16 protein-coding genes are annotated in these 16,855 nt (G+C 70.8%); 7 read left to right on the top strand and 9 right to left on the bottom strand.

The features are described from left to right. Window positions 1–109: 109 nt before the first annotated feature. Genes hsaA through CK206_RS07675 form a run of 5 tightly spaced genes read left to right on the top strand, consistent with a single transcriptional unit; the run spans window position 110 to window position 5,259 of the window. The gene (hsaA, locus tag CK206_RS07695) at window positions 110–1,285 is read left to right on the top strand and encodes a 3-hydroxy-9,10-secoandrosta-1,3,5(10)-triene-9,17-dione monooxygenase oxygenase subunit (RefSeq protein ID WP_096906052.1); all 1,176 of its coding nucleotides are present in this window, start codon (window positions 110–112) and stop codon (window positions 1,283–1,285) included. 31 nt (window positions 1,286–1,316) lie between these two features. Next, window positions 1,317–2,219: an iron-dependent extradiol dioxygenase HsaC gene (gene hsaC / locus CK206_RS07690; protein WP_096906051.1), complete on the top strand. Its 903-nt coding sequence runs from the start codon at window positions 1,317–1,319 to the stop codon at window positions 2,217–2,219. A 60-nt stretch (window positions 2,220–2,279) separates the two neighbouring features. Then, window positions 2,280–2,864: a 3-hydroxy-9,10-secoandrosta-1,3,5(10)-triene-9,17-dione monooxygenase reductase subunit gene (gene hsaB / locus CK206_RS07685; protein WP_067711778.1), complete on the top strand. Its 585-nt coding sequence runs from the start codon at window positions 2,280–2,282 to the stop codon at window positions 2,862–2,864. After that, window positions 2,855–4,066, top strand: a complete 1,212-nt coding sequence (locus CK206_RS07680) for a hypothetical protein (RefSeq protein WP_254050516.1) — start codon at window positions 2,855–2,857, stop codon at window positions 4,064–4,066. Before hsaB ends, CK206_RS07680 begins: the two co-directional genes overlap by 10 nt. Continuing rightward, on the top strand, window positions 4,063–5,259 hold the full coding sequence (locus tag CK206_RS07675; protein ID WP_096906050.1) for a sulfotransferase: 1,197 nt from the start codon (window positions 4,063–4,065) through the stop codon (window positions 5,257–5,259). The genes CK206_RS07680 and CK206_RS07675 overlap by 4 nt, the downstream gene beginning before the upstream one ends. Here the strand turns inward: CK206_RS07675 and CK206_RS07670 are convergent. The 8 genes from CK206_RS07670 to CK206_RS07635 all read right to left on the bottom strand — a co-directional run bounded on the left by CK206_RS07670 (window position 5,256) and on the right by CK206_RS07635 (window position 13,794). After that, on the bottom strand, window positions 5,256–6,077 hold the full coding sequence (locus tag CK206_RS07670; RefSeq protein WP_067711783.1) for an inositol monophosphatase family protein: 822 nt from the start codon (window positions 6,075–6,077) through the stop codon (window positions 5,256–5,258). The two genes, CK206_RS07675 and CK206_RS07670, sit on opposite strands and share 4 nt — an antisense overlap. 23 nt (window positions 6,078–6,100) lie before the next feature. Then, entirely contained in the window at window positions 6,101–7,264 is a 1,164-nt protein-coding gene (locus tag CK206_RS07665; RefSeq protein WP_096906049.1) for an acyl-CoA dehydrogenase family protein, read from the bottom strand. Next, window positions 7,261–8,277 carry an acyl-CoA dehydrogenase family protein gene (locus CK206_RS07660; RefSeq protein ID WP_096906048.1) on the bottom strand — a complete coding sequence of 339 codons (1,017 nt, stop codon included), beginning with the start codon at window positions 8,275–8,277 and terminating at the stop codon, window positions 7,261–7,263. Before CK206_RS07660 ends, CK206_RS07665 begins: the two co-directional genes overlap by 4 nt. A gap of 18 nt (window positions 8,278–8,295) precedes the next feature. Then, a complete protein-coding gene (locus CK206_RS07655) occupies window positions 8,296–9,465 on the bottom strand; it encodes an acyl-CoA dehydrogenase family protein (RefSeq protein ID WP_096906047.1) in 1,170 nt (389 codons plus the stop codon). Between the two features lie 4 nt (window positions 9,466–9,469). Then, window positions 9,470–10,417 carry an enoyl-CoA hydratase gene (locus tag CK206_RS07650; RefSeq protein ID WP_096906046.1) on the bottom strand — a complete coding sequence of 316 codons (948 nt, stop codon included), beginning with the start codon at window positions 10,415–10,417 and terminating at the stop codon, window positions 9,470–9,472. Between the two features lie 84 nt (window positions 10,418–10,501). Beyond that, window positions 10,502–11,278, bottom strand: coding sequence for an SDR family NAD(P)-dependent oxidoreductase (locus CK206_RS07645; protein ID WP_096906045.1), 777 nt, complete (start codon window positions 11,276–11,278; stop codon window positions 10,502–10,504). Further along, window positions 11,275–12,900, bottom strand: coding sequence for a FadD3 family acyl-CoA ligase (locus tag CK206_RS07640; RefSeq protein ID WP_096906044.1), 1,626 nt, complete (start codon window positions 12,898–12,900; stop codon window positions 11,275–11,277). The genes CK206_RS07645 and CK206_RS07640 overlap by 4 nt, the downstream gene beginning before the upstream one ends. A 39-nt stretch (window positions 12,901–12,939) precedes the next feature. Next, window positions 12,940–13,794 (bottom strand): mycofactocin-coupled SDR family oxidoreductase, encoded by an 855-nt coding sequence (locus CK206_RS07635; RefSeq protein WP_096906043.1) that lies wholly within the window; start codon window positions 13,792–13,794, stop codon window positions 12,940–12,942. 78 nt (window positions 13,795–13,872) lie between these two features. On the opposite strand from CK206_RS07635, the gene CK206_RS07630 reads away from it, so the two are divergent. Beyond that, a complete protein-coding gene (locus CK206_RS07630; protein ID WP_096906042.1) occupies window positions 13,873–15,120 on the top strand; it encodes an acyl-CoA dehydrogenase family protein in 1,248 nt (415 codons plus the stop codon). Beyond that, window positions 15,117–15,923, top strand: a complete 807-nt coding sequence (locus CK206_RS07625) for an SDR family oxidoreductase (protein WP_096906041.1) — start codon at window positions 15,117–15,119, stop codon at window positions 15,921–15,923. Before CK206_RS07630 ends, CK206_RS07625 begins: the two co-directional genes overlap by 4 nt. A 12-nt stretch (window positions 15,924–15,935) precedes the next feature. Here CK206_RS07625 and CK206_RS07620 read toward each other — a convergent pair whose 3' ends face one another. Continuing rightward, complete coding sequence (locus CK206_RS07620; protein WP_096906040.1) at window positions 15,936–16,766, bottom strand: hypothetical protein; 831 nt, start codon at window positions 16,764–16,766, stop codon at window positions 15,936–15,938. Between the last annotated feature and the right edge of the window lie 89 nt (window positions 16,767–16,855).

The following is a 16,855-nucleotide window of genomic DNA, read 5'->3' as shown; positions in this document are numbered from 1 at the left end:
GCTGGCACGGGGTGCCAGAAGCTCTTGCTCGGCGGCGGTTGCCTGGTGCAAAACTGTAACGTGTTCTAGTCTAGTCCGCATCACTCCCACGAACGCCAGAGAGGTTCACATGAGCGAGTACGCCTCCCACGAGGTCATCGACCGCATCACGGCTCTGCTGCCCGGTTTCGCCGAGCGGGCCCAGGAGACGGAGGACCTGCGCAAGGTCCATCCCCAGAACATCGCGGAACTCGACGAGGCCGGCTTCTTCAAGCTGTGCCAGCCGGCCCAGTGGGGCGGGTACGAGGCGGACATGGAGACCTTCTATACGGCGGTCAAGACCATCGCGACGGCGTGCCCGTCCACCGGGTGGTGCGCGAGCATCCTCGGTATCCACAACTGGCACCTCGCGCTCTTCCCGCAGCAGGCGCAGGAGGACGTGTGGGGCGAGGACCCGACGGTGCGGATCTCGTCCTCGTACGCGCCGATGGGTGCGGCGAAGAAGACCGCCGACGGGCTGCTGCTCAACGGCAAGTGGTCCTGGTCCTCGGGTTCCGATCACGCCGACTGGGTCTTCGTGGGCGGCCCGGTGCTCGACGACAACGGCAAGATGGTCGACTTCTGCACGTTCCTGGTCGAGAAGTCGCAGTACGAGATCCTCGACGTCTGGCACGTCGCCGGGCTCAAGGGCACAGGCTCCAACGACATCCTGGTCAAGGACGCACTCATCCCCGAGCACCGCGTGCTGTCCTTCGGCCTCATGGCGGCCACCAAGAGCCCGGGGCTCGAGGTCAACACCAACCCCATCTACAAGATGCCGTGGGGCACCATCCACCCCACCACCATCTCGACGCCGATCGTCGGCATGGCTTTCGGCTGCTATGACGTTCACCGCGAGCACCAGCGGGAGCGCGTGCGCGCGGCGTTCGGCACCGCGGTCAAGGACGATCCGTTCGCCAAGGTGCGCCTGGCCGAGGCGGCCGGCGACATCGACGCGGCGTGGCTGCAGCTCATGCGCAACGTGCGCGAGGAGCAGGACATCATCACCGCCGGCGGATACCCGGACATGGAGATCCGCACGCGCGCCCGCCGCGACCAGGTCCGCGCCACGCAGCGGTCGATCGACGCCATCGGTCTGCTGTTCCAGAACTCCGGGGCCCGCGCCCTGGAGGAGACCTCGCCGATCCAGCGATTCTGGCGGGATGCCAACGCCGGGCGGGTCCACGCCGCCAACGAGGCCACCAAGGCGTACATCATGTATGGACAGAACGAGTTCGGCGAAAAGGTCACCGACTCGATGGTCTGATCCGCCTCTCGGATCGAAAGGACTGGCAATTATGGCGATCAGCAATTTCGGGTATGTCCGGGTCTTCGCCACGGACATGGCCGCCTGGCACGAGTACGGCACGAAGGTGCTGGGCTTCGTGGTGGGAGCGGGCGACGATCCCGAGTCGCTCTACTTCCGGATGGACGATCATCCGCACCGGTGGATCATCGTCCCCGGCGAGGAGGACACGCTCTCCGCGGTGGGCTGGGAGTGTGCGAACGAGGGCGAGTTCGAGGACGTCAAGCGGCGCCTCGACGCGGCCGGTGTGCCCTGGGAGGACGCACCTGCCGAGGTGGCGCGCGACCGCAAGGTGCGCGGGCTGATCACCTGTCAGGACCCGGCCGGGTTCACGCTGGAGATCTACCACACCATCGCGCTGCAGCACCGTCGCATCCCGACGCCGTACGGGCACGAGTTCGTCACCGGCGACCAGGGTGCGGGCCACATCGTCCTGTCCACCCCGGACGAGACCGCGGCGCTCGAGTTCTACCGTGACGTCCTGGGGTTCTCGCTGCGTGACTCGATGAGCCTGCCGCCGGAGATCGTGGGCCGACCGGCCGACGGCGAGCCCGCGTGGCTGCGGTTCCTCGGCTGCAACCCGCGGCACCACTCGCTGGCGTTCACCCCGTTCCCCAACCCGACCGGGATCATCCACCTGATGGTCGAGGTTGGTACCGCGGACGACGTGGGGCTGGCGCTGGACCGGGCGACGCGCAAGAAGGTGAGGATGTCGGCCTCGCTCGGCCGGCACGTCAACGACAAGATGCTGAGCTTCTACATGAAGACGCCCGGAGGCTTCGACTGCGAGTACGGCTGTGAGGGCGTGCAGGTCGAGGACGACGAGAAGTGGGTGGCGCGTGAGTCGACGGCCGTGAGCCTGTGGGGCCACGACTTCTCCGTCGGGTTCAAGTAGCCGCCTAGGCTGGGCCTTGCAGACAGTTCACGAGCCGAAAGTCCAGGGAGGACGACCCACATGAGCAGCACCGACGAGAGCCCGGAGGGCCAGTCCTTCAGCAGCCGTGAACTGCGTGACGCACTGGGACAGTTCTGTACGGGGATCACCGTCATCACCGCGATCGAGGACGACAAGCCGGTGGGTTTCGCCTGCCAGTCGTTCTCGGCCCTGTCGCTCGAGCCGCCGTTGGTGCTGTTCTGCCCGATGAAGACCTCGGGTTCATGGAAGGGGATCGAGAAGGCGGGACGGTTCGTGGTGAACATCCTGTCCGAGGAACAGGAGGACGTCTCCTCGACGTTCGGCCGCCGCGGTGACGACAAGTTCGCGCAGATCGACTGGTCGCCCAGCCCGCTGGGCTCGCCGGTGATCGACGGCGTCATGGCCTGGTTGGACTGCGAGATCGACCAGGTCCTCGACGGCGGCGATCACTGGATCGTGCTGGGGCGGGTCGATAACCTCGGCCCGACCAAGCGCGACATCCGCCCGCTGCTGTTCTACCGCGGTGCCTACCTCAGCATCGAGGAGGACGTGGTCGATCCGACGCCCGAGCAGGAGGAGTTGGAGAACTTCATCACCTCCGCCGACTCCTACACGTGGCTGTGAGCGGGCCGGTGGGCGAGGTCGGGCGGGCCACGGAGCCGCTGGCCAAGGCGTTGGCCGAGGCGGAGGAGATCATCCGCTCGACGCCGCACGTCCACACCGAGGAGGACGTCGCGGAGGGCCTGGACTACCTGCTGGGGACCATCCGGGGGGCCATCGAGACCGGCCAGCACCGCGGGCGAAGTCACCCACAGCTGTTCCAGGCCACGGGCCCGTACACCAAGATGGGCCTGGACAACCCGGACACGCTGTACTTCTACGCCAACCTCACCGACGGCGCCGAGTACGAGATCGAGGGTCGGCGCGGTACCACCGCGGACCTGTCGTTCCAGGTCATGGCCGGGACGTATTCGGCCGACGAGCGCGCCGCGTCGCACGCGGCGTTCGACGACCGTGCCTTGGAGATCGACGCCGACGGCCGGTATCGCTTCCGATTGGGACCGGCGAGGTACGACGACGACGAGGGCGACGCCGGCTACGTGGTGCTCCACCCGGGATCGTCCATGATCGCGGTCCGCGAGGTGTACTCCGACTGGAGCCGTGAGGAGGCCGGGTCGGCGATCATCCGCAGACTCGACACGGTCGGCACCGCACCGGAGCCGGTGACGCTCGCCGGGCAGGAGAAGTTCTACGCCAAACTCGCCGAGGCGCTCGTCGGGCGGCTGCGGACGTGGCTGGCGTTCCCGGAGTGGTTCTTCGGCGACCAGGCCCGCAACACGCTGAACGAACCGCGGCAGACGCCGGGTGGGCTCACCACGCAGTTCTCGTCCGCGGGCGTCTTCGAGCTCGGTCCGGACGAGGCCATGGTGATCTCTGTGCCCGTCGCCGGGGTGCCCTACCAGGGCTTCCAGCTGGGCAGCATGTGGTACGCCTCGCTGGAGTACGTGCACCACCAGACCAGTCTCACCGCCGACCAGGCGCACGTCACCTCCGACGGACTGATCCATCTGGTGGTCTCCGGGCGCGACCCGGGTCTGGCCAACTGGGTCGAGACGCTGGGCCGCCGCGAGGGCATCATGCAGTTCCGTTGGCAGCGGGTGGGAGATCCCATCACATCGGAGCTGGGCCCCACCGTGAAGGTGGTGCCGTTCGAGCGGCTCGCCGACGAGGTGCCCGGGTACGAGGAGTTGCGGGTGACGCCGGAGCAGTGGCGCGAGCGGATCGCCGCCCGTCAGGACGCGTTCGCCCGGAGGGGACTCTCATGACCGTCTCGGCCGGAGGCGACACGGACCGTGTGCATGTCGGCACCGTCGAGGACCTGCACGCCAGTGCCTCGCGCACGGTCGGACTCGAGGACTTCGGCGACGGCGAGGACGGGCACCGCGAGGCGCTGGGGATCCTGCTGGACTCCCTGCACTCCGACGCGGGCCTGACCCCGGCCGGCAGCAAGTACTGGCGGTCGGTCCTCAAGAGCGCGCTCACCGCCCGGTTGCTGGCGAACGCGGGATTCTCGGCGGACCCGGCCGGGGCGGAGGTGGCGATCGAGCGTCCCGTCGTCGTCACCGGGTTGCCCCGCACCGGCACCACGGCGCTGCACCGGCTCCTGGGCGCGGACCCCGCCAACCAGGGGCTCGAACTGTGGTTGACCGAGGTGCCGCAGCCGCGGCCGCCGCGCGAGACGTGGGAGGACGACCCCGCCTACGTCGGCCTACGGGACCTGTACTCCGGCTTCATGGCGGAGAACCCCGACTACGGCGGCGTGCACTACATCTCCGCGGACGACCTCGAGGAGTGCTGGCAGTTGCTGCGGCAGTCGCTCACGTCGGCGTCGTACGAGTGCCTGGCCCGGCTCGACGGCTACTCGCAGTGGCTGGCCGGCGCCGACTGGGTGCCCGCGTACCGGCGGCACAAGCGGAACCTCCAGCTCATCGGGGCGAATGATCCCGAGCGACGCTGGGTGCTCAAGAACCCGAGTCACCTGTTCGCCCTCGACGCGTTGCTCGAGGTCTACCCCGACGCGGTCGTGGTGCAGACGCATCGCGATCCGCGCAAATCCATGGCGTCGATGTGCTCGCTCGCGCACAAGACCGCCGCGGAATGGTCCACGCGGTTCACCCCTCAATACATAGGTGAGTCACAGTTGGACTTCTGGGCGCGGGGCGTCGAGACCTTCGACGCCGCCCGCGCCCGGCACGAGGCGGACCCGACGTCACGGGCGACGTTCGTCGACGTCGATCACCATGAACTGCTGGCAGATCCGGCCGGCGTGGTGGAGCGCGTCTACGGCGCCGTCGGCACGGAGCTGCCGGAGGACGTGCGCGCGGGCGTGGTGGCCGAGAACGACAAGAGCCTGTCCGGCGACCGCGCCCCCGCGCACCGCTACACGCTCGCCGACTACGGGCTCAGCGAGGAGCTGATCGCGGAGCGGTTCGCCGGCTACCGCGGCCTGGAGCGCTAGAGGTATCTGCGGACCGCGTCGATGATCGTCTCGGCCACGTCCTGCGTGCACACCAGCAGGTCCGGGAACTCGATCTGCTCGGTGTTGTAGACCAGCTCGGAGCCGTCCAGGGCGCTGGCGTGCAGGCCGCGTTGCTGCACCACGCCCACAGTGGCCGCGGAGTCCCACTGGTGGTGACCGCTGGTGTGGATGTACGCGTCGCACTCACCCTCGAGCACGGTGGCGGTCTTGCCGCCGCCGGATCCGAGGTGGACCAGGGAGGCGTCGAGCTCCTCGGCGAGTTCCTCGGCGAACGCGGGAGGCTCGGCCTCGGAGACGGCGATGCGCAGGCGGTCGTCCTCGCGGGGCGGCACCAGCGGTCCGGGCCGCGGGCCGCGGATGATCGACGTGGGTTGATAGGTGGTGGCGCCGCGCCCGGTGAGGACCCGGCCGTAGGCGGGCATGGCGATCGCGCACGCGGTGATGCCCCCGACACCCTCGGGGTCCTTCTCCCACAGGGCCACGTGGACGGCCCAGTCGGGGCGGCCCTCGGTCACGTAGGAGCGCACTCCGTCGAGGGGATCGACGAACCACACGCGGTCGGCCTCCAGCCGGGCGCGGGAGTCGGGGTCCCACTCGCCGAACACGAGGTCGCCGGGCCTCGCCACGGCCAGTCGGTCGATGATGACGGACTGCGCCTCGGCCTCGGCGAACGCACCGAGATCCTCCGGCGCCACCCGTGAGACCCGCAGGTCGGTGAGCAGGCGACCGGCCTGGGCCGCGAGGTCCTCGGCCGACCGCTGGTCGTTGGTCCGTCCGTGCGCGGGGAAGGGGCTCATGCGGGTGATTCTAGTGGCCCCGGCTACAGCCCCGCCGCGACCTCCAGGGCGGCGAGGAGTTCGTGCGGTTGTCCGAGCAGTTGCGCTGTCCCGTGGGCCCTCTTGAAGTACAGGTGGGCGTCGTACTCCCAGGTGATGCCGACGCCCCCGTGGAGCTGGATCGACTCCCCGGCGATCCACTGCAGGGCCTCGGAACAGTAGACCTTGGCCGCGGCGGCCTCGATCTCCGCGGCGTAGGCCGCCTCGTCGGCGGCGGGCCCGTCGCCGAGCGCCTGCGCCTCGGCGACGGAGGCGGCGGCGGAGTAGGACAGCGACCGGGCGGTCTCGACCTTGACGTACATGTCGGCCATCCGGTGCTTGAGCGCCTGGAACGACCCGATGACCCGGCCGAACTGCTTGCGCTCCTGCGTGTACTGCACGGTGGCGTCCAGTACGGCGCGGGCGGCACCGACCTGCTCGGCCGACAGTGCGGCCCACCCGGCGGCGCGCAGGCGGGACAGGAAGCTCGGACGGGTGGGGATCGCGGTGGCCGCGGCGCCGTCGAACTCCACGCGCGCCAGGGTGCGGGTGGGGTCCATCACCGGCACGCGGGTCACGGTGACGCCGGCTGCGTCGGCGGGCAACTCGAACAGGCCGACCTCGTCTCCGGCGACCGCCACGACGAGCAGCGTGGCGGCGGTGTCGGCGCCGAGCACGTGGTGGGCGGTGCCGGTGAGCGTCGCATTGCCCTGCGCCGTGACGTCGGCGCGGACACCCGGGGTGGCCCAGCCGTCGAGCCCGGCCCAGCACAGCGCGGACAGGTCGCCGGCGGCGATTCCGGGCAGGAGGCGGGCGCACGCGTCGGCGTCGCCGGTGGCGAGCACGGCCTGCGCGGCCAGGACGGCCGACCCGAGCATGGGGGATGGCGTGAGGCGTCGGCCCAGCTCCTCGCACACCAGGTGGGTCTCCAGCCAGGTGGCCCCGGCGCCGTCGTGCTCCTCGGGGATCGACAGTGCGGCGGCCCCGATCTGGTCGACCAGCGTCGCCCACAGTGCGGGGTCGTACCCGTCGTCGGAGGAGAACGCGGCGCGCACGGCCGCGGAGTCGGACTTCTTCTCCAGCAGCGCGGCGACGGACTGCCGCAACGCGGCCTGCTCCTCGGTATCGACACCGGGGGTGGCGGTCGCCGGGGTGGCGGGCGCGGTCATCGGGCGGTCCCCGCGGCTCCGGCACCCTCGCCGCGCAGTGAGTCCAGCACCCGACCGCGGTGGTAGCTCTGGGTGCCCCACGCCGTCTGCAGGGCGCGGGTCTTGGTCAGCCACAGGCCCAGGTCGTGCTCCAGCGTGTAGCCGATCGCGCCGTGCACCTGCAGCGCCGTGCGGGCGGCCAGGTAGGCGGCGTCCGCCACGGCCACGCGGGCGGCGGAGACGTCGCGGACCGCGGCGTCGGGGTCGCCGGGGTTCTCGGCGATCGCCAGCGCGCCGGCCCACAGCAGCGGGCGGGCCATCTCCAGCGCGATCGCGACCTCGGCGAGCTGATGCTTGAGCGCCTGGTACTCGCCGATGAGCTTGCCGTACTGCTTGCGCTGCGTGGCGTAGTCCACGCTCATCGTGAGCATGGCCTGCCCGAGGCCCTGGAGCTGGGCCGCGGTGCCGAGGGCGCCGTGGTTGACGAGGTCGGTCGTGCTCACCGCGGCCGCGCGGGCGCCCGCGGTGGGCGTGGCCACCGTGCGGGCCCGGTCGACCGACCGACGGGTCTCGCCGGCGGAGGCGGTGAACACCTCGTCGTCGTCGACGACCCACAGGTACCCGGCGACGTGGGCGTCGGGGGCGAACGGGGAGACCCCGGGCGCGGCGACGGAAGCCAGCGCCCCGCCGGCGATCTCCCCGGCCACGTCCCCGGCGTCGGAGTCCCCGCCGAGGGCGGCGGCGATACGGGGCGCCACCATGACGGTCTCCACGACGGGACCCGGCACCGCGTGGCGGCCCAGGACCTCGAGCGCGGCCACGGCCTCGACCGCGGTGGCGCCGGCGCCGCCGGCGGCCTCGTCGATGAGCAGGGCGGCGGCGCCCGTCTCGGCGACGCGGCCCCACACGGCGGTGCCGGGGGCCGTGTCACCGGCGGCCCACGAGCGGATCACGGTGGGCATGTCGGACTTGGCCAGCAGGGAGTCGATGCTGCCGGCGAAGTCGATGATCTCTGGATCGAGTGCGAACTGCATGTTCAGAAAACCGCCTTCTCAGCCGCGCGGGAGGCCGAGGAGTCGCTCGGCGATGATGTTCTTCTGGACCTCGTTGGTGCCCGCGTAGATGGGGCCGGCGAGGGCGAACAGGTAGCCGTCCATCCACTGCTCACCGGCGAGCTCGCCGGCGGTGCCGAGGACATCCAGGGCGGTCTCGTGGGTCGCGATGTCCCAGTCCGACCAGAAGACCTTGTTGATGGAGGACTCGAAACCGAGGTTGGCGCCTCCGGTGAGTTTCGTGACCGTGTTCCAGGTGCTCAGTTCGTAGGCGCGCGACCCGATCCACGCGTCCACGACGCGGTCCGCCAGGGACCCACGGGTGCGGTCGTCGAGGTCGGCCTCGGCGGTGCCCCACAGGTCGAGCAGCCGGTCGGTCGTGGCGAGGAACCGTCCGGGGGAGCGCAGCGACAGGCCTCGCTCGTTGTTGGCGGTGGACATGGCCACCTTCCAGCCCTGGTTGACCTCGCCGATCACGCCGGACTCGGCGGGGTTCGCCGGGTCGTCGGGCACGAAGACGTTCTCGAGGAACAGTTCGGCGAAGCCGGGCAGCCCGTCGAGCTGATCGATCGGGCGCACGGTGACGCCCTCGGCCCGCAGGTCGAACATGAAGTAGGTCAGGCCCTTGTGGCGGGGCTCGTCCGGGTCCGTGCGGAACAGGCCGAAGCCCTTGTCGGCGAACGACGCGCGGGTGGACCACACCTTCTGCCCGTTGAGGACCCAGCCGCCGTCGACGCGCTTGGCGGTCGAGCGCAGTGACGCCAGGTCGGAGCCGGCCTCGGGCTCGGACCAGGCCTGCGCCCAGATGTCGTCTGCCCGGGCCATGCGCGGCATGATGTGGGCCAGCTGCTCGGGGGAGGCGTGGTCGAACAGGGTCGGGGCCAGCAGGAAGATGCCGTTCTGGCTCACCCGCAGCGGGGCTCCGGCGCGGAAGTACTCCTCCTCGAAGACCACCCAGTTGACCAGCCCGCAGTCGCGGCCGCCGAACTCCTCGGGCCACGACACGACCGACATGCGGGCGTCGGCCATCGTCGCCTCCCACCGGCGGTGGGCCTCGAAACCCTCGCGGGTGTCCATGTGGGGCAGCGGCTCGGCGGGCACGTTGGCCTCGAGCCACTGCCGCACCTCGAGCCGGAACTCGCGGGTCGATGCGTCCAGATCCAGATCCACGGCGTCAGTCCTTCTTCTCGCCGGTCGGGGCGGCGCCGCCCGTCGAGCCGGTGTTCGCGCTGTCGCGCATCGAGCGCGCGTCCATGCCGCCCAGGGAGGCGGAGAACGAGTCGGTGTCGTCCGGCTCGGCGTTGGCGGAGTGCGCGAACATGTGCCAGCCGAACGCGGTGTCCAGGGAGGTCTGCAACCCCATCTGGTCCTCGTTCGAGTTGATGACCTTCTTGGCCAGCGTCAGACCGAACGCCGGCATCGCCTTGATCTCCCCGGCGATCGAGTCGACCTTGGCCTGCAGCTCCTCGCGGGGGACCACGTGGTTGAGCATCCCCCACTCGAGCGCCTCGGCGGCGCCGAACCTGCGACCGGTGTAGAGGATCTCCTTGGCGCGGCGCGGGCCCAGCACGAACGAGTGGGCGAAGTACTCGACGCCGGGGATGCCCATCTTCACCACGGGGTCGGAGAAGAAGGCGTCGTCGGAGGCCACGATGAAGTCGCAGACCCACGCCAGCATGAGCCCGCCGGCGATGCACGCGCCGTGCACCTGGGCGATCATCGGCTTGGGGATCTCCCGCCACCGGCGGCACATCTGCACGTAGACCTCGCTCTCGCGGGCCAGGCGCCGGTCGCCGCCGCCGCGGGTGGTGTGGTCCCACCAGAGCGCCGCGCGGTTGGGGTACTGGACGTGGTGGTCGCGCTCGGGCGTGCCGATGTCGTGGCCCGCCGAGAAGTGCCTGCCGTTGGCCCGCAGGACGATCACCTTGACCGCATCGTCCTCGACGGCCTTGATGAACGCGTTGTCCAGCGAGTACGTCATCACCGAGTTCTGCGCGTTGCGGAAGTCCGGTCGGTTGAGGGTGACGTACGCGGTGCCGTCGGTGACCTCGTAGGCCACGGGCTGGGTGTCCGGCCCGAGGTCGTCGACCCCGAGGACCGGGGGGATGGGTGCATCGGTCATGACCTGGGACTCTCCTTACCTAGCAAGTGCTTGGTTGGTAACTGTACCGGACGGGCGCGGCGAGCCGGATTCAGACGGCTCTCGTCACACCCCGTAACCCCCGTCCACGTCGAGCTTCTGGCCCGAGATGAACCCGGCGCGGTCCGACGCCAGGAACGCGACCGCCTCGGCGATATCGGTGGCCGTGCCGAACCGGCGCAGGGGGATGTTGCCGCGTGTGACCTCCAGCGCGCGCTCGTCGAGGTCGCCGGAGGAGATGAGCCGGGAGGCCATCCCGTCGGTGAGCATCCCCGGGCCCACGCAGTTCACGCGCACGCCGAAGCGCCCCTCCTCGGCGGCCAGGCCCCGGACGAGCTGCTCGACCGCGCCCTTGGGGGCCGCCGACAGTCCGTCGCGTACCGGGTAGCGGGTGGTGGCGGCGGTGGTGACGACGACGACGTTGCCCGCCACCGCGCGCAGGTGCTCCAGCGCGGGACGCACGATCGCGAAGAACCCGACCGCGTCGTCCTCGAGCTGCCGGCGGAACTCGGACGGCGCGATCCGGGACAGGTGCACCATGGGCACGTGCGGACCGGCGCAGTGGGCCAGTACGCGGATCCCGCCGTGTCGGGAGGCGATCCCGTCGATCACCGAGGCCACCTCGTCGTCGTCACCGCCGCCGTCACCGCCGCCGTCCCCGTCGGCGTGGCCCGGCGCCAGGCGCACGGCTTCCGCCCCCAGTTCCCGCGCCAGGTCCTCGGGCTCGGTCGAGCGGTAGCCGAGGACCAGGGGCGCGTCGGGGAACTCGTCCGCGAGCCGTCGGGCGACCGCTCCGCCGATCCCACCGGAGGCGCCGGTGACCAGGACCGCGCCGGGACTCATCGCAGCTCGGTCTTGACGATCTTGCCCGAGGCGTTGCGCGGAAGGGAGTCGACGAACTCGACCGTGCGCGGCCGCTTGAAGTTGGCCAGGTGCTCGGAGCAGAAGTCCAGCACGTCCTGCTCGGTGAGGGTCGAGCCCTCGCGGCGGACGATGAACGCCTTGCCGACCTCGCCCATCCGATCGTCCGGGACACCGATCACGGCGGTCTCCACCACTCCGTCCAGGCGGGCCAGGGTCTGCTCGATCTCGGCGGGATAGACGTTGAACCCGCCGTTGATGTACATGTCCTTGAGCCGGTCGGTGATGCGCAGGTTGCCGTCGGCGTCGATCTCGCCGACGTCGCCGGTGTGCAGCCAGCCGTCCGGGTCGATCGTCTTGGCCGTGTTCTCGGGGTCGTCGAGATAGCCCTGCATGACCATCTCGCCGCGGGTGAGGATCTCACCGTGCTCGCCGATGCGGATCTCCATGCCCGGGTAGGCGCGGCCGCACGTGGTGGACACCGTGACGTCGTCGTCACCGGTCCGGGTGGTGGTGATGAAGCCCATCGTCTCGGTCTGGCCGTACGCCGTGATCACCGTCTCCAGCCCCAGGTCGGACTGCATCCGCTCGATGAGCACCACCGGCACCACCGAGGCGCCGGTCACCGCCACCCGCAGCGAGGACAGGTCGTAGTCGGTGCGGGTGGGGTCGTCGAGCAGGGTCTGGAAGATCGTCGGTGCCCCGGTGAGGATCGTGACCTTCTCGTCCCGGATCAACCGCATGGTCTCGGTGGTCGAGTAGACGGCCAGGGGGACGATCGTCACGCCGAACAGCACGCACGCCAGGAAGCCGGCCTTGTAGCCGAAGCTGTGGAAGAACGGGTTGACGATGAGGTACCCGTCCCGCTCCGTGAGCCCGTTGTTGCCGCCCCACGCGCGCGAACCCGCGACGGTCTGCCGGTGCAGGGCCACCACGCCCTTGCTCTTGCCGGTGGTGCCGGAGGTGAAGAGGATGTCGGCCACGTCGTCCCCGGTCACCGCGTCGGCGCGCGCGTCCGCGGCGGCGAGCAGCTCCTCGGTGGCCAGCGCGCGGAGGTCGTCGAAGTCCACGACGTCGACGCCCCCGGCGGCGCCGGCCCCCGCGGGGACCGTGTCGCCGGCGTCGAGGGGGATGCGCACGATCGTGCGCAGGGAGGTGGCCGCCGCGAGCGGGCCGGCGGCGGCCCCGGCGGCCCCGGCGGCGTCGGCGGCCCCGGCGGCGTCGACGAGGTCGACGATCCGCTCGGTGCCGAGGAACGTCCCCGCGACCACGGCCGCCACCGCGTGGGTGCGCTGGATGATCTCGAGCGTCTCGTTCCCGGTGTAGCGCGTGTTCGCGGGGACGACGGTGCCTCCCGCGAACTGCACGCCCAGCGCCGCGACCACCCAGTGGCGGGTGTTGGGCGCCCAGATCACCACGCGGTCACCGGGGGCGATCCCGCGCGAGACGAGGCCGGCGGCGAACCGGCGGACCTCGTCGAGCAGGTGGGCCCACGTCCAGCGGGTGTCCTGGCCGGGCTGCTCGTCGACGATCGCCTCGCGCTCCGGCCACGACCGGGCCGCGCGACGCAGGGCGGCGGGGGTGGTCTCCACGGTGGTGCTCATGGCCTGCACCCTACCAAGCAAGTGCTTGGTTTGGCGGCCTCAGTACTTGAGCGCTCCCCGGTCGACCGTGAGCTGGACGCCGGAGATCGACCGCGAACCGTCGCCGGCGAGGTAGGAGACCACCTCGGAGACCTCCTCGGGCGGCATGAAGTCGGCGAGCGTGCTCGCGCCGTCCACGCGGGCGTTCTTCAGGGGCATCGGCGAGAAGCTGTGGAGGAACGACGGGAAGCGGCCGAAGAGGTCGGCCATGCCCTCGGGGTCGATCATCGGCGTGTCCACCGAGTAGGGGTGGATCGAGTTGGCGCGGATGCCGAACTCGCCCACCTCGAGTGCGAGGGCGTTGGTCAACGCCACCAGGCCGGCCTTCGAGGCCGAGTAGTGCCCGTTCCCGGGCGTCGCCTTGAGGCCCGCGGACGAGCTGACGATGATGATCGACCCGCCGTTTCCCGCCTCGATCATCGCCGGCACCGCCGCACGGATCGTCCGCCATGTGCCGCTGAGATTGACGCCGATGACCGTGTCCCAGTCGTCCTCCGGCATCTCCCACAGTCGCCCCCAGCTGAGCACGGCGGCGTTGGCGACCAGGATGTCCAACCGTCCGAAGGTGGAGATCGTGCGGGCGACGAGATCCTGCAGCGCGCCCAGGTCGCGGATGTCGAGGACGGCCGAGATCGCGCGCCGGCCGGTCTCCTCCACGAGGCGGACGGTCTCGGCCAGGTCGTCCGGCGTGGGTGCGGGATAGGTGGCGGACCCGGACACGGGCGCGCAGACGTCGACGACGACGAGGTCGGCGCCCTCCGAGGCGAGGCGGACCGCATGGGCCCGGCCCTGGGCGCGCGCGGCGCCGGTGATGAAGGCGACCTTGCCGGACAGGGGCTGAGAGGGGGAGTTCATGGGCGTCATCCAAACCGATCCCGGCGTGGGCGGAGGGCGGTTCCGGCAAACCAAGCAAGTGCTTGGTAGTGTGGGCGTATGACCGAGAGTTCGGCACCCGAGAAGTGCACGCCCGCGTCGGAGATGACCGACGACGAGTTCGCGGCGGAGTTCCGCACCTGGTTGGATGCCAACCTCGTCGGCGAGTTCGCCGAGATCAAGGGCGTCGGCGGCCCCGGCAGCGAACACGAGTTCTTCCCGCAACGCCTCGCCTGGGAGCGGCACATGGCGGCGGCGGGGTGGACCTGCGTCGGCTGGCCGGTCGAGCACGGCGGGCGCGGTGCGTCGCTGAGCCAGCAGGTGCGGTTCCACGAGGAGTACGCCAAGGCGGACGCCCCGGCGCGGGTGTCCCACCTCGGTGAGACGCTCCTCGGCCCGACCCTGATCGCCCACGGGACCCGGGAGCAGAAGGACCGCTTCCTGCCGCGGATCATCGACGTCACCGAACTGTGGGCTCAGGGGTACTCCGAGCCCGGCGCCGGGTCCGACCTGGCCAACGTCTCGACGACCGCCGAACTCGGGGATGACGGCAGGTGGCACCTCAACGGGCAGAAGGTGTGGACCTCGCTCGCGCACCTCAGTCAGTGGGTGTTCGTGGTGGCCCGCACGGAAGCGGGTACGAGCCGGCACAAGGGACTGAGCTTCCTCCTGGTCCCGCTCGACCAGCCGGGCGTGGAGATCCGCCCGATCCAGCAACTGACAGGGACCTCCGAGTTCAACGAGGTCTTCTTCGACGACGCGGTCACCGACGCCAGCATGATCGTCGGGGAGCGGGGCGACGGCTGGAAGGTGGCCATGACCCTGCTCGAGTTCGAGCGGGGGGTCTCCACCCTGGGCCAGCAGGTCGGCTTCGCCCGCGAACTCGACGAGATCGTCGCGATGGCCCGCGCCAACGGCAGCGCCGAGGTACCCGCCGTGCGCGAGCGCATCACCCGCGCGTGGATCGGGCTCAAGGTGATCCGTGCCCACGCGCTGCGGACCCTCGCCGATCGCGACTCCTCCGGCGGCAACGCCTCCGCCGCGAAGCTGCTGTGGGCCAACTGGCACCGCGACCTCGGCGAGCTCGCGATGGAGGTGCAGGGGGCACAGTCCCTCACCGGTCCCACCCACACCTCCGAGGGAGCGCCCAACGACCTCCGCGACCCCGAGAACCTCGAGCTCGCGCAGTGGCAGCGGCTCTTCCTGTTCACCCGCTCCGACACCATCTACGGCGGATCGAATGAGATCCAGCGCAACATCATCTCCGAGCGCGTGCTCGGACTACCCCGAGAGGCAAGGCCGTCATGACCGAGCAGAAATCCCCCCTCGCCGTCGTCCCCGAGGAGACCCCCGGACACGGACTGCTCAAGGGAAAGAAGGTCGTGGTGACCGCGGCGGCCGGGACCGGGATCGGCTTCTCGGCGGCCCGACGCGCGGCGCTCGAGGGCGCCGACGTCCTGGTCTCCGACTTCCACGAACGCCGCATGAACGAGGCCCGCGACGCGCTCGCCACCGAGTTCCCGGACCAGCAGATCGAGTCGCTGACCTGCAACGTCCAGTCGACCGCCGACGTCGACGCACTGATCGCCGGTGCCGCGGAGAAGCTGGGCCGGATCGACGTGCTCATCAACAACGCCGGACTCGGCGGCGAGACCGAACTCGTCGACATGACCGACGAGGACTGGGACCGGGTCCTGGACATCACCCTGAACGGCACCTTCCGCGCGACGCGCGCGGCGTTGCGGTACTTCCGCGACGCGGAGCACAATGGCGTGATCGTCAACAACGCCTCCGTGCTGGGTTGGCGCGCGCAGCGGGCGCAGGCCCACTACGCCGCGGCCAAGGCCGGCGTCATGGCGCTGACCCGCTGCTCCGCCATCGAGGGTGCCGACCACGGGGTGCGGATCAACGCCATCGCCCCGTCCATCGCCCGCCACAAGTTCCTCGAGAAGTCCGCCTCCGCGGAGCTGCTCGACGACCTCGCCGCCAAGGAGGCCTTCGGGCGGGCCGCCGACGTGTGGGAGGTCGCCGCGACCATCGCCATGCTCGCCAGCGACTACACGACCTACCTCACCGGGGAGGTCGTCTCCATCTCCTCGCAGCGCGCCTGACGGGCAGCGGCATCAGGCGGTCCGGACCTTCTCCGCCTGCGCTGCGAAGAGCTCGAGGGCGGTGTCCCGGGCCTCGTCGGAGATCGGCCCGTCGGTGCCGGACGCCGTGACGGAGATGCCGAGCCCGCGGACGACGCCCGTGATCATCACGTTCGACGTCCGGATGGACTGCCCCATCATGGTCATCGAGTTGTCCTGGACCACGGCCGCGAAGTCCTCGACCCCCTCCGGGGCGTCGACCTCCAGCAGCGAGTTCTGCGCCTCGGTGATCATCTCCTCGCCCTGGAGCGGGAACGCGACCGTCATGACCGGGCAGTCCTCGATCTGCTGCGCACGCGCGGCCAGGCCGTCGGTCACCCGGGTCACGGCCACCGCGAACGAGGTGCCCCCGACCTGGCCGGCCTGGATCGCCATGGCGTCCGGCTCGGACTGCGCGCCCAGGCCGTCCTGACTGATGTCCGCGCACTGCTCCGGCTCCACGCGGACATCGGACGTGAACGCGCCGAGCGCGTCCATCCCGCCGGCGATCTCATCCGCGGGGACGGGTTGCAGCCCGACCTCCGGGGCGTCCTCGGCGGTGAGGACGAGTTGCTCGACCTTGCCGGGCGGCGGGGTCGACCCCGGATCGGCGGGCTCCGACGACACTGCGGACTCCGACGACGCTGCCGACCCCGCCGGTTCGGTCGACTCGGCCGCTGCGGTGGTGGTGGCGGTGCCGCCCTCGTCGTCGTTCCCCTCCCCGGTTGCGCACGCGCCCAGCCCCAGCGTCAGGCCGAGCACCGCCGACGCCACGAGGGCACGGGTGCGACAGGGGCGGGAGGTCAGTGCTGAGGTGGTCCGCATGCGCCGGAGTCTAGCGGCGAGGTGGGCGGGGCGGCGGCGCCTGTGCGCCGCGCCCGGCGCCCGCGTGGCAATCCGGGGGACTGCCCCGC

The organism is Dietzia sp. WMMA184, from assembly GCF_002441635.1.
Taxonomy (GTDB): Bacteria; Actinomycetota; Actinomycetes; order Mycobacteriales; family Mycobacteriaceae; genus Dietzia; species Dietzia kunjamensis.
This window is presented reverse-complemented; position numbering and strand designations above follow the sequence as displayed.